The following is a 14,010-nucleotide window of genomic DNA, read 5'->3' as shown; positions in this document are numbered from 1 at the left end:
GGCATTGATCGGCAACATTTCCTACATCATTTCCCAATATCCCGATTTTCACGAGACGTTCATTGCCCGCGAGATCGACTCGTTGTTGAGGAACAAGGTCAATATAAATATCTATTCCCTTAAGACCCCACCGGAAGAGATTCAAAACCTGTATATGAAGCATAAGCACATCGTCCGTTATTCTCCTTTTCTGTTCGACAAGGAGTTGATCAAGGATAACCTGATCATGTTTTTCGGCAGGCCTTGCAGATATATGGCGGCATCCGCCGCTCTCGTAAAGTTGTACTGGAATAATCCCCTGGAGCTGTTGAAGGCCTTTGCGGTGTTTCCCAAGACCGTTTCTTACGCCCGCAAAATCGAAACGAAGTCGGAAGTGTTCCATGCCCATTGGGCGACGATTCCCGCTGCGATGGCCGTTGTGGTTAAAACCTTGACGAAGATCCCGTTTACCGTCACGGCGCATGCCTGGGATGTCTATTTATCCAGGCCGGAGCAGCTTCGGGAAAAAATATCCTGTGCAAACGGGGTGGTCACGTGCACCTCGTACAACATGGAATATCTGCGCTCGGTTTGCAGGGAAGAGGATCGATGCAAGATCATTCGCAACTATCACGGACTGGATTTTTCCTGGATAGATGAAATTCGTTCGAATGGAAAAAGCGATCCGGGTTTTCATCTTGTCGCGGTCGGCCGGCTTGTGGAACAGAAAGGGTTTGTATATTTGATAAAGGCCGTCGGTATCCTGGGGGCCAGGGGGATCAAAACCCGCCTGATCATCATCGGTGACGGGCCTCTTCGCGAGGAACTGGAGCGGGAGGCCGCCGGGATCGGCGAATATGCAGCAGTGATATTCGCGGGGCGTGTCCCGCACAAGGAAACGATCGCCACGATGAAGGCGAGCGACGCCCTGGTGGCGCCGAGCGTCATATCGGCGAACGGAGACAGAGACGGCATCCCCAACGTCGTGCTGGAAGCCATGGCATGCGGGATCCCCGTGGTAGGAACGAACGTTTCCGGGATCCCTGAAGTCGTCATCGACGGGAAAACCGGGTTTCTCGTCGATTCCGGTGATCCGGAAGAGCTCGCCGATGCCCTGGAAAAAATCCACCGGGATCCGGATTCGGGCAAACATATGGGGAGAGAAGGGCGCGGATTCGTGGAAGAGCATTTCGATGTCGGAAAGAACGTCGAAGAATTCATAGAGATATTGAACGGATTCCATAACAGGAATTTCAGGCGTGAAAACGTTAACGCAAGTATTTAGCTATTCGTTCGGGAACGTCGTAATAATTCTGGCGGGATTGGTTTCCTTCCCGGTTTTCACGCGCATGCTGTCCCCCTCGGATTACGGAGTGATGAGCCTGGTGAATCTCACCGTGACGATCATGGTGATTTTCGGCAAGTGCGGCCTTCAACAATCGCTCGTCAGGTACTGGTACTCGGACAAATACGAAAATTCCACGGTGCTGAGCACCGCGCTGTTCGGGTCTTCGGGAATCGCCGTATTGCTGACAGGGTCGTTGATGATCGCTGCTTTCGTGGTGTCGAGAGCGGAAAACGATTCCAGGTATTTTATCCTGGCGGCCATCGTGTCAGCGCTTGTTCTGATGGAAACGGTCAAATCGATATTGTTCAACAAGATGAGAATCCTCCAGCAGGTCGCCCGTTACAACATCGCGGGAATCGCCACCAAGTATCTGCAGATCATCTTTGCCGTCATCGTCCTGTCGTACATAAACAGGACCGTGTACGGGCTGTTCGCGGGGTTCGTCGTCGCTTCGTTGTTCGTGCTCGTCTGCATATTCCTCAAGGAGGAAAAGGGGCAGGCAAGCCTGAAACATTTCAGAAAAGTTTCATTCCGGGAAATGCTTTCCTTCGGCTTCCCGTTGGCGTTTTATGAGCTTACCAACCAGGCGCTCATGTTCCTGGACAGGTATCTGATCGGATATTACATGGGAAGCAACTCCGTCGGCACGTATTCCGCCGCGTACAACCTGACATATTACATACAGAGCATCATGGTGGCGTCGGTCACCCTGGTGATCTATCCGATGGTGGTGGAGATATCGAGCAGGCAGGGTGAGAAAGCGGGCAAGGAATTCATCAGGGACACCACGATCTGGTTTTGCCTTTTCGGTTCGGCGGTGACGTTCGGCTTCATGTCCGTCGGAAAGGAGATCTTCATTTTGATGGCGTCGAAGGCATACGCCGAGGCCGCCGTGATCATTTCGCCGGTCATGCTGGGGGGGTTCCTTTACGGGATTTTCACTGTGGCGGCAGGGGAATTGTTCGTCGCCAAAAAAACAAGGACCATGGCTCTCCTGATGGGTATAGTGGCGATCGTCAACATATCGTTGAATCTTTGGTTGATTCCGTCGAAAGGGATTCTCGGGGCCGCGATCGCGACCCTGGTCGCCGAAGCCCTGCTGTGCATCATCGGCCTGTACACGATCAGGGCGCTGGGCCGAATCGATACGATCGGGAAAATCGCTTATTACATGATTCCGTCGTTCTTGATGTTCGTCGGCCTTCGGTTCATTCCCGTACAGATATCCTGGACATCGATCGCCGTGAGAACCGTGGCCGGATTCCTGCTGTGGTTCGCCTGTTCCTTTGCGATGATAGGACGGTTTCGAGCGGAAATAACGAGCCGGTTCGCAAAATGAAGCTTGCCCCGGAAAATATTTCGCGTTCCTTGAGATCGTTCGTCGGATCGGTTTCCATCGCGCAGTGCAGTAAAACCCACCCCGCTTCCGTCGACGGCGTCCCCTTTTCGTTTCTACACGGTGCCGATGGCAAGTCCTCCGATGCGCATGACAAAATCATTACGGTTCCTTCGAGAAAGGGGAAATTCGGAGCTTTCGGCGGCCTGCCGATCGAAGAGAAAGAAGCCGATCGATGGCTCGATGATTTTTCCTGCCGCGGACACGAGTACCTGCTGGATATACGCAAGCCGGTATGGTCTTTCGTCTGGGACGACGAGAGGAAGGAAGCCGTCATCGCCGTCGACAGGTTCCGGATCAACTGGCTGTACTGGCTTGAGCACGCAGGCAGGATCCATTTTTCCCCTTCGATCGCCGATCTGTTGCAGTACCTCCGTATCTCGTTCGATCCGGATCCGAATGCCTTGTTCGCGTATCTCGATCTCCTTTGCGTTCCCGCGGAGATGAGCATGCAGCGCGGGATGGGAAAGCTCGGCGGGGGGAGATGCATCGTCATAAAAGACGGATCCGCAAGCGTCCGCCGGTATCATCGGTTTTCCTTCAGGGAGAAATTGAAAGGCGACATCGATTCCCTCGGGAAAATAATACGTGCAGGGATCGAGAGAAGCGTCGGTGAAAGGCTGTCCTGGGTCGGAGATTCGAAAGCGGGATGTTTCCTCAGCGGGGGGACGGATTCCAGCACGCTTCTCGGTTTTAGTTCCAGGATATCAGGGCCGGGATTCCCCGCGTTCTCGGTCAGTTTCAGCGAAGACCGCTGGAACGAACTGGAATACGCATCGTTGGCGGCAAAAACCTTCGATGCGGATCATAAAATAATTCCGTTTTCGATGGAAGACGCGTGGCGGTTTTCCGAAACGCTCGCGAAGCGGTTCGACGAGCCGCTCGGGAACCCGTCCCTTCTTGCTACGTGCAAATGCGTGGAGGAAGCGTCGCTCGCGGGCGTGGAATACATGATCGCCGGGGACGGCGGAGACGAGATATTCGGCGGTAACGAGCGCTATGCGAGCGAGTACCTGTATTCGAGGTTCAACGAATCGGTTCCGGGTTTCCTGAGGAAGCTGTGCATGAAAGGCGCGGGGTATTCGGCATCCGTGCTGGATTTCCCATTGCTCGGCAGGGCGCAGCGGATTCTCGAACGGGCGGACCGGAAGAACCCGGAACGTTATTATCTCGAGGACGCGTTTGCATACAAGATTTTCCCGTCCGCATTCCGGAAGGAATTCGCCGAAGCGATCAACCCGGAAATATGCCTGGAAATATTTTCGAATTACTATTCGGAAGCGGACGCCGGGGATGACCTCGACCGCCTCCTTCATATCGATATGTATCACACGCTGGGAGACAACGATCTCGTAAAGGTCGGCATGGCCGGAAGAATCAACGGCGTTGGGATACTTTATCCGATGCTCGGCGACGCTCTTGTCGATGATGCCTGCCGGCTGCCGTGCTGGGCGAAACTGAAGGGAAGGGAGAAAAGGCACGCCTTCAAGGTCGCCATGACGGGTTTCGTTCCGGAAAAGATTTTATACAAGAAAAAACACGGCTTCGGGGTCCCGATATCGCATTGGATACGCAATTCGAAACCGTTTTCGGGAAGGATCGCCGAGGTTTTGTTCGACGGAAGCGGCCTTGTTTTGAAAATCGTCAAACAGGAAGAGCTGAAAAGCATTTTCAGGAACCATGTCGAAAACCGGATCGACGCCGGAATGTTCCTGTGGGGTTTGTATTACCTCAACATCTGGCATCGCAACATATCAACGAAAATCAAGTAAGCCGATTCACACCCTGCGCATATTCCCGAAATGACTAATTTGAACGTATTGATGGTCCTGCCGGAATTTTTCCCGGTCATGGGAGGGACCGAAATACAGGCGCTTCATCTGTCGAAGGCCCTTCGGAAAATGAACGTCGAGGTCGCAGTTCTCACGAGAATGAGCACCCGGGAGTTGAGGAAGGATGAAGTCGTCGACGGCCTGGATGTTCATAGGGTCGATTACCCGCGGATCAGCCTGATCGGCGGATTGATGTTGAACCTGGGATATTCCTGGAACCTGATCAGGAATCGCGGAACGAGGAACATCGTTCACTTTCACATCGGCGGCACCCACATGTTGCTCCCTCTGCTGGTTTCGAAATTCCTGGGAAAGCCCACCCTGTTGAAGATAAGCGGCTGGTGGGAAATGGACAGGGGTTTCCTGAAACCGGACGGTTTCTATCCTTCCCTAATGCGTAACATACTGTTTGCGTCCGACCGTATCATAGCTGTCAGCGATGAGATAAGGAAAAGGCTCGTGGAATTGGGATACCCGGGTGACCGGATCGTTCGTTTCCCGAACGGAGTGGACACCGCAAGGTATTACCCGGATCCGGAAGGAAGGGAAAAAAGGAGATACCGGCTGGTTTTCGCCGGCCGGCTCGTAAAGGAGAAGGGAATCGGTTTTCTCCTCGAAGCGCTGAAGTCCCTGAGAAGCGAATTCCCGGATATCACATTGGACATCGTAGGATCCGGCAGGGAAGAGCGCAATATGATGGATCTTGCGAGGACGATGGATCTGGCCGATTGCGTATCCTTCCTCGGCAAAAGGGACGATGTTGGAGACGTATTACGGAAAGCGGGTATTTACATACAACCATCGGTGAGCGAAGGTCTGCCGAATTCCCTGCTGGAAGCGATGGCTTGCGGATTGCCCGTCATCGTCACGAACGTCGGTGGAATGCCGGATGTCGTCGAGGACGGCCGTAACGGCTTCGTCGTCCGTGCCGGGGATGCCGGGTCGTTGACGGATGCGATAAGGGCGATGATCCGGGATCCGGCGTCGATGAAGATATTTTCGGCGAACAACGTGGAACTGATCAGGAACAATTACAGCCTCGATTCGGTGGCGGGGCAGTACGCGAATCTTTACCGCGAGGTGCTTGAGAAGTAAGCCATGTGCGGTATCTGCGGCATCTGGTACAGGGGAACCGGCAAGCGGCCATCTCCGGAGCTTATGACGGAGATGACCGATACGATGCTCCACCGCGGCCCCGACGAGGGCGGACAGGAAATATTCTCCGAAATCGGTTTGGGCCACCGCAGGCTGAGGATCATCGACCTCAGCACCGGGCAACAGCCGATGAGCAACGAAGACGGAACGGTCTGGGTCGTATTCAACGGCGAAATATACAACTTCAAGGAATTGAAGGCCGGCCTGGAAAATAAAGGCCACGTTTTCAGGTCGAATTCAGATACGGAAGTGCTGATTCACCTTTACGAGGAAAAAGGCTTCGAGATGCCCGGTCACCTCCGCGGCATGTTCGCATTCGCAATATGGGACGACCGGCGAAAGAAGCTGTTCCTTTGCAGGGACCGCCTCGGGATCAAGCCGCTTTATTATTATGACGGCCCGGAATTCTTCGCCTTCGCTTCCGAACTGAAAGCGATCCTTCCGCTGTTCCGATCCCTTCCCGAAATCGATGCCGAAGCGATTGCGGATTATTTCACGTTCGGATACGTCCCCTCTCCGGTCACTCCATTCCGCGGCATAAGAAAACTGCTGCCTGCCGAGTGGCTCGAGGTAAGCGTGAGCCATAGCGACAGGGGATTATATTGGGACCCCGGCGATGAAGTCCTTTCCATCGAAGATCCTGCGGGCCGATTGGCGGAACTTGTCGACGAAGCGGTCAGGATTCGGCTGGTGAGTGATGTTCCGTTCGGCGCATTCCTTTCCGGAGGGGTCGATTCCAGCACGGTGTGCGCGCACATGCAGCGGCACCTGTCGGCCCCGTTGAAGACGTTTTCGATCGGATCGCCGGTCGAGAGGTACGACGAGCTGACATATGCGAAGACGGTCGCCCGCCACCTTAAGACCGATCACCATTTCCGCGTCGTTACGCCGGATGCGGTGGCGTTGCTGCCCCGCCTTGCCTGGCATTTCGACGAGCCGTTCGCCGACAGCTCCGCGATACCGACCTGGTTCGTTTCCGAACTTGCGCGCGAACACGTAACGATGACGCATTCCGGAGACGGCGGGGACGAGCTGTTCGGCGGATACACCCGCTACTTCAAGGAACTTGATCTGCAGCGTTTGAGGACGGCGGCAGGCGATGGAGGATTGCGTCTGGCAGCGGTACTCTTCTCACGCAGTCCTTTCCGCAACAATTTTATCTTGAGGATGGAAAGAGCGGCCAACCGTGCCCTGCTCGACCCGGCGGATCGTTACAGGGCAGGGGTTGGGATTTTCGTGAACCCGTTCGAAAACATCCTGGGTGAAAAGATCAGGGGAAAGACAACGGGATTTTTCCAGCGCGCGTTCAGCGAAATCGGAGCGGCGCCGAAAACGGTGTCGCTTAATAAACTCGGCCTCGTGGACATAAAAACCTATCTGCCGGAGGACATCCTGACGAAGGTCGACAGGATGAGCATGGCGCATTCGCTGGAGTCGCGGGTCCCGCTCCTGGACCATAAACTGGTCGAATTCGCCGTGTCGCTCGACGACAAATGGAAAACCGATGGCGGCAACGGCGGGAAAAGGATCCTGAAAGAGCTTGCGGCCACCCTGGTGCCGCGCGACGTCGTCTATCGTCCGAAAAAAGGATTCGGCGTGCCTTTGACGGACTGGTTCCGGAAAGACCTGCGCGGGATGATGATGGACCTGCACGGCAGCGCCAACCACCCCGCGTTCGATTATCTCGAAAGAGACCGTGTGAAGAGGATGATAGACGATCACGTCGGCGGGACGTTCGATCATGCCGAGCGGCTGTGGACAATACTCATGTTTCAAACGTGGATGGACACGTTCGTGACCCGGGCGCATCGTTATCAAGGCATTGGATGAATTTCGATGCGATCCTGGGGAGACGTATGCTTCATGATCGACACGCTTGAATGTGGCGGCACTCAAAAGCAGCTTCTGTTGATCGCGCAGGCAATCGGGGGAAGGGGGCTCTCTCCGTATACGTTGATCGTATTTCGCGAGCCTTTGACGATGATCGATGATTTCCGCTCGGCAGGAGTGAACGTCATACAGGTAGATAAGAAAAGCGAAATCGATCCCGGGTTCTTCCTGCGGCTCTACAGGTTTCTCCGGAAGACGAGACCCAAAATCGTAACCACTTTTCTTCCGACGGCGGACATGTGGGGACGGCTGGCCGCGAAGCTGGCGGGCGTGCCCGTGATCGGCTGCAGCATCAGGAGCCTGCCGCAGAAGCAGGGGGCGGTGCGCGATCTTTTCATGAAATCGATGCATGGAATATCCGATTTCATCGTGTGCAACAGCCATTCGGCTGCAAGGAGACTGTCGGAACTGGGGCTGTGCGTCGAGACGAAGACGCGCGTCATTCATAACGGAGTGAGGATAACCGGCGATTCGGCCGCGGCGAAAAACGACGGCCATAAAACCGTCGGTATCGTGGCGCGGCTCGTCGCCGTGAAGGATATAGGCACTCTTATCAGGGCGTTCGCAGGCCTTCCTCCCGGATTGCAGGAGAGGCTGGTCATAGTCGGAGACGGACCCTGCAGGGCGGAGCTCGAGCGAGCGGCCGCGGAGCTGGGAGTCGCCGAAAAAGTCCGTTTCATGGGGGAATGCAGGGAAGTTCAGGGCGTGGTCGAAAGCTTTTCGGTGGGCGTGCTGACGTCGCGGTACGAGGGCCTTTCGAACGTGATCCTCGAATACATGGCGGCGGGGATTCCCGTAGTCGCGACGGACACGGGAGGGACTCCGGAATTGGTCGTCGAAGGGGAGAACGGGTTTATGTTCCGACCCGGAGACGAAAAGACCTTGACGGAGAAACTGAAGCTGCTGCTGGCCGATCCCGGGATGGCGCAAACAATGGGGGAAAAAGGGTTCGATAAGGTTTCACGCGAATTTTCGATACCGCACATGACGGAATCCTGGAACGGCCTGATCGACGGATACCTGCAGGCATCTCATTAGTCCGGGCGCGCCGACATAATCCTTCAGTCGTTGTTAGCGTTGAGAAACCTGGACAGGGCGCAATACCTGTCGAGGGACGAGCTGCATTCGCTCCAGTCGGCGAAGCTCAGGTCGATCGTCAGGCATGCCTTCGAAAACGTCGCTTTCTACAGGAAAAAGTTCGACGCAGCGGGCCTTACCCCCGACGATATCAGGGAAACAGGAGATCTTGCGAAGATCCCCATCACGAATAAAAAGGACATACAAGCGGCCCTGCCGGGCGAGCTGCTTTCAAGGGGGATCGATCCCGCGAAGTGCATAGTGAAGAACACGAGCGGATCGACGGGAACTCCCCTCCGGTTTTTCGTGAACGCGCGGGAAAGGGATTTTCAGCGGCTTCTCAACCTTCGGATCTTCCTGGCCGGAGGATTCAGGCTGACCGACAAGACGGCCTACATCATCAATCCTCACAGGTTCCCGGACGGCAAGTACTGGTTCCAGGATTACGGGATACTCAGGCGTTATTATCTGTCCGTCTTCGATTCCGCGGAGAAGCATGCAGATGCATTGAGGCGCATCCGCCCGGACATCGTCTACGGCTACCCTTCGAACCTCACGCTCCTGGCGCTTGCCATCAAGGAAGGCGGAATCGCGGACATCCGCCCAAAGGCGGTGTTTTCGTCGGCCGAGGCGCTGGAGAAGCAGCCGCGAGCGCTCATCGAAGCGGCGATGAAGACGAAGGTGTACGACGTCCTGGGCCTGGTGGAGACCGGGGATATCGCCTGGGAGTGCCCGGCGAAGGAGGGATACCACGTCAACAGCGATGCCGTGGCAATGGAATTCCTCGATGAGAGCGACAGGCCGGTTGCGCCGGGCGAGAGGGGGAGATTGGTCTGCACGAACCTCTACACGTACACGATGCCGCTGATCCGCTACGAGGCGGGGGATATATGCGTGCCGTCCGGCGGAACGTGTTCCTGCGGCAGGACACTGCCGCTCATGGAAAGCATTAAGGGCAGGGCGAACGACTTCATCGTGCTTCCGGACGGGAAGATCGTCGCATCCTGCTTCCTGGTGATCCTGATGCAGTCTTTCCACGAGGTCGCGCAATACCGCGTGATCCAGGAACGAAGGGAATCGATCGTCATGCAGATCGTGAAAGGGGAGAGGTTCTCCGAAAGCACACCGGGGAGGATCGCGGAGGAAGTCGGACGAATCACGGGCAACCGGCTGAAAGTGGAGATGGCGTTTCTCGATGCGTTGCCCCGGGATGCAAGCGGAAAGATCCGGACGGTCATGTCGAAGGTCGTTCCCGGTCTTCAGAGCAGGATCCTGGATTATGCCGGGGGCGGGGAATGACGAAGGGGATGATTTACATACTGTCGAGCCAGGGGTTCTTTTTCATGTCGGGGTACCTGCTCCAGGTGTATGTCGGACGTTCCCTCGGCCCGGAGCTGTACGGCATTTTCGGATTGATCACCGTATTTCATTTCATATTCGAAAGGCTCATCGGGGGATCCTTCTCCAAGGGGATATCGAAATTCGTGGCGGAAAATGAAAGCGCGAGCCGGTCGATCATCGGATTTTCGATGAGGCTTCAGTACGGCTTCAGCCTGCTGACATTGCTGGTTTTTTACGGCGGCGCCGACTTGATCGCGGCGGAGATGGGCGACGGCCACCTGGCGGAATATTTCCGCCTGCTCTCCCTCCTCATCGTCGTGTCGGGCGTTTACATCGTGTACAGCTCCGCCCTGAACGGGGCAAGGGCTTTCAGGGAACAGGCGATACTCGCGGTCGCATTCGGGGCGGCGAGACTGTTCTTCGTGGCGGGTCTCGTCTACCTCGGCTACTCGCTTAAAGGGGCGGTGTGGGGGCTCGTGCTGGCGGGCGTCGCCTGCATGGTTCTCTCCATCAGGATGTGCAGGCCGCTGGCGGGAAAGGGGGATTTCGACGGCCGGGAACTGGTCTCGTATTCGGTGAAGGTGACGATGTTCACGGTCGCCATGCTGTTGATCATGAACATCGACCTCGTGGCGGTAAAACTGGTGCTGAAGGACAACCTCGCCACGGGGCTGTACAACGCGGTGCTGAACCTGGCCAGGATACCGACCCTTGTAACTATCCCGGTCTCCATCGTGCTTTTTCCACTCATCGTGAAGGCGGTTTCGGACGGAAACAACGAACTGGCGGCGGAATACTCGAACCGCACGCTCCGCTACCTCGTGATCCTCCTCGTCCCGTTTCCCTTCCTCGTTCATTCCACGTCCCGGGAACTGCTCACGCTTGTCTACGGAGGGGCGTATTCCGGCGGGTCCGCCGCTTTCGGTGTGCTTATTTACGGTCTTACCTTCATAGGAATCGCGATCATCATGAACACGATCATCCTCGCCGTGAGGGATTTGAAGGTTTTCATTTACTTCAACATGATTGTCGTGGCGGCCGATGTCACTCTCAACTACCTGTTGATCGGAAGGTTCGGGATCGCGGGAGCGGCGATTGCCACCACGGCTGTCGGGTTCGCCTGCTGCCTGTTCTCGATCGTCTACGTGTTCCGGTTTTTCGAATACACGGTGAAGGCAAGGTCCTATGTGAACGTGCTGCTGTCGTCCGCAGCCGTGTACCTTATCTCCGCCGGCGTTCCCGCATCCGGGGCCTTGCTCCTTATCAAATACCTTTTTCTGTACGCAGCATATTTCGCCATCCTGGCGGTTCTGAGGGAGTTCGGAGAGCAGGACAGGAAGATGTTCAGGGATCTGCTGCCTGCCCCTGCGGCGAACAAATGATGCCTGAAAAAGCCAAGAGTAAACCGCAGGTTGTATGCGGCTTCGAATCGTCGAACATCCATAACGTTTCGGAAATCGCTCCAGGGCATTTCCGATGCGAAATGAGGCCGGACGAACCTTCCATGTATGAATATCCGGATCATCACGGGTATTGGTTCCTCCTCAAACTGGAGAACGCCAGGGACGAAACCATCACTATAGACATAACGAACTGCAGCTGGATGCCCTCGCACTGGAAAAGCTACAGGCCTGTCGTAACCTATCTCGATCCGAACGAACTGGACAGCCATGTCTATGATGCCGTCGACGACGCATGCGTGATGGGAAGGACGTTCCGGTTCCGGCATGCCTACGGAGGGAACGAGGCGTGGGTATCCCTTTCCTATCCCTACACCTACTCGTACCACCAGAAATATCTTGAGTTCGTCGAAAGGAGCACGTTCGTCCGGAGGGAGACCATTCTGGTCACGAAGGAGGGGAGGAAACTGGATTGCGTCACCGTCTCCGATTTCGCGGCGGAGCCGGCCTGCAAGAAAAAAATCGTGGTGTTCGCGCGGGAACATGCAGTGGAGCAGGCGGGTTCGTGGGTATGCAAAGGCCTGGTGGATTTCCTGGCTTCCACGGATGAGGCGGCGGTCCGCTTGAGAAGAACTTCCGAATTCCTGGTCATTCCGATGACGATGCCGGACGCCGCGTATCACGGCCGGTGCACGGATCCGCGCACGGGCGGCATACTCGCTATCGATTTCCGGAACGGCGGCGGAGAAATGCTTATGGACGAGGCGAAAGCGATCTGGCGGAAGGTCCTGGCCTTCGCAGGAGAAGGGCAAGTCGACATCTGCATAAGCCTCCACAGCCCCCACGGATGCGAAGAGAACATATGGTCCCACCTCCACGGATCGATCCGCTACCAGGATGGGAAAAAACTGAACAGGGCGATATTTCTCAGGGCGGACGGGTTAACGAAAAGGGGCCCTGAAAGCAGTTGGGGAAAATATTCGCTCCCGGGCAAGTGCGCAAGGGAATTCGGGAGCGTTGCGATGCTGCTGGAAATCAACCAGCATGCCAGGCGGAGTTTTTTGACCCTGCAAAGCCTGTGCGGGATCGGCGAAACCATTTCCAGGGGAATAGCCGATTACTACAAACAAGGGACGGACATAGAGACATGAATTACGAAAAAATCCTTCTGATCAATCCGAACCCCCCGCGGACGGGAAACCTCGCAAAATACCGGCACGCGATTCCGATAATCGTGCCGCTCAGCCTGGGATATCTCGCCGGCTACCTGCATGAAAAAGGCGTGGAAGCCGAGATATACGACGAGCAGGTGGACCCTGTCGACGAAAACATCCTGAGATCGTACATCCTGGACAGGAAATTCGGGGTGCTCGGCATATCGTCGACCACAATGCACATTCAAAGGACCATGCAGATCGCGGATATGGCGAAGAAAATCGCGAAGGATGTGAAAGTGGTGCTCGGTGGTGTCCACCCCACCGTGATGCCCGGCGAATGCCTTGGAAACGGATCGGTGGATTTCGTCGTAAGGCAGGAAGGCGAGATCACCCTGTACGAACTGATGAAATCCCTGCGGGGGGATATTCCGCTTGACGGGATCGAGGGGGTTTCCTACCGGGACAACGGGACGGTGAGGCATATGCCTGATCGCATGCCGATCCAGGACCTGAATTCGCTTCCGCCGTTTCCATATCATCTCTTCGCGTCGAATGCGGAAAGATACCGGTTCCAGGTGCTGGCTTCAAGAGGATGTCCGTACCGCTGCATATTCTGCTCGGCCCGATCGGTCACCGGCTACAAGATAAGGTTTTACAGCCCGGAACGGGTCGTAAAAGACGTCGAATACCTGACGAACGTCTTCGGAAAAAACAAAATATCGTTCGCAGACGATACGTTCACGTTCAACAAGAAACATGTGACCGAAATCTGCTCCCTGCTGATCGAACGGGGGCTTAACGAAAAAATCCCGTTGTACTGCGCGGCGAGGGGAGACACGGTCGACAGGGAGCTTCTGGAAACGATGAAGAAGGCGGGCTTCAAGGGGCTGTATTTCGGTATCGAAACCGGGACCGAACGCCTCATGAAGGTTATCCGGAAAGGAGAGACGGTCGAGGACAATGTAAGGGCCGTAAAGCTCGCAAACGATGTCGGGTTGAAGGTGAGAGGAACTTTTTTGTTGGGCTTGCCGACGGAAACGAAAGCGGACTCCCGTGAAACGATAAATCTTGCGCTGAGGCTGCCTTTGAGCTTCGCGTCCTTCAGCATCGCCACTCCCTTCCCGGGCACGGAGCTGGCGCAAATAGCGAAAGATGACGGGTTCGAAAGCAGGGACTTTTCAAGGTTCGACATCGCGGGCGGACTGCTGGGGAAGCAGATCCCTTATATACCGAAGGGAAGGACCTATGAGGAGTTGAGGAAACTCCAGAAGATGGCATATTTCAGGTTCTACATGAAGCCGAGCAGGGTAATGTCTTTCCTTTTCAACGAAATCCCGGATTTGAATCTGAAGACCCTGAACCTGATGGAAAGATCGATCCTGATCGCGAAACTTTTTTTGGGACTATTCAAGGGAGGTTGACGGTTTCCGAAGAC

General features: G+C 55.5%; 10 protein-coding genes. All 10 read left to right on the top strand.

The window, feature by feature from the left end:
* Positions 1-4 precede the first annotated feature (4 nt).
* From HY896_05485 to HY896_05440, 10 genes are read left to right on the top strand one after another with little or no spacing between them, the layout of a single operon-like run.
* Positions 5-1,264 (top strand): glycosyltransferase family 4 protein, encoded by a 1,260-nt coding sequence (locus tag HY896_05485; GenBank protein MBI5575798.1) that lies wholly within the window; start codon positions 5-7, stop codon positions 1,262-1,264.
* Positions 1,239-2,666, top strand: a complete 1,428-nt coding sequence (locus tag HY896_05480) for an oligosaccharide flippase family protein (protein ID MBI5575797.1) — start codon at positions 1,239-1,241, stop codon at positions 2,664-2,666. Before HY896_05485 ends, HY896_05480 begins: the two co-directional genes overlap by 26 nt.
* Positions 2,667-2,695: 29 nt before the next feature.
* Complete coding sequence (locus HY896_05475; protein ID MBI5575796.1) at positions 2,696-4,495, top strand: hypothetical protein; 1,800 nt, start codon at positions 2,696-2,698, stop codon at positions 4,493-4,495.
* A gap of 30 nt (positions 4,496-4,525) precedes the next feature.
* Complete coding sequence (locus HY896_05470; GenBank protein MBI5575795.1) at positions 4,526-5,650, top strand: glycosyltransferase family 4 protein; 1,125 nt, start codon at positions 4,526-4,528, stop codon at positions 5,648-5,650.
* Positions 5,651-5,653: 3 nt separating this feature from the next.
* Entirely contained in the window at positions 5,654-7,540 is a 1,887-nt protein-coding gene (gene asnB, locus HY896_05465; protein ID MBI5575794.1) for an asparagine synthase (glutamine-hydrolyzing), read from the top strand.
* Positions 7,541-7,573: 33 nt separating this feature from the next.
* Positions 7,574-8,638 (top strand): glycosyltransferase, encoded by a 1,065-nt coding sequence (locus HY896_05460; protein MBI5575793.1) that lies wholly within the window; start codon positions 7,574-7,576, stop codon positions 8,636-8,638.
* Between the two features lie 39 nt (positions 8,639-8,677).
* On the top strand, positions 8,678-9,976 hold the full coding sequence (locus tag HY896_05455) for a phenylacetate--CoA ligase family protein (GenBank protein MBI5575792.1): 1,299 nt from the start codon (positions 8,678-8,680) through the stop codon (positions 9,974-9,976).
* Positions 9,973-11,400, top strand: a complete 1,428-nt coding sequence (locus tag HY896_05450) for an oligosaccharide flippase family protein (protein ID MBI5575791.1) — start codon at positions 9,973-9,975, stop codon at positions 11,398-11,400. The genes HY896_05455 and HY896_05450 overlap by 4 nt, the downstream gene beginning before the upstream one ends.
* Entirely contained in the window at positions 11,397-12,569 is a 1,173-nt protein-coding gene (locus HY896_05445) for a hypothetical protein (GenBank protein MBI5575790.1), read from the top strand. The genes HY896_05450 and HY896_05445 overlap by 4 nt, the downstream gene beginning before the upstream one ends.
* The gene (locus tag HY896_05440; GenBank protein ID MBI5575789.1) at positions 12,566-13,996 is read left to right on the top strand and encodes a radical SAM protein; all 1,431 of its coding nucleotides are present in this window, start codon (positions 12,566-12,568) and stop codon (positions 13,994-13,996) included. The genes HY896_05445 and HY896_05440 overlap by 4 nt, the downstream gene beginning before the upstream one ends.
* Positions 13,997-14,010 lie beyond the last annotated feature (14 nt).

This window comes from Deltaproteobacteria bacterium, assembly GCA_016218975.1.
GTDB lineage: Bacteria > Desulfobacterota > Deferrimicrobia > Deferrimicrobiales > Deferrimicrobiaceae > JAENIX01.
This window is presented reverse-complemented; position numbering and strand designations above follow the sequence as displayed.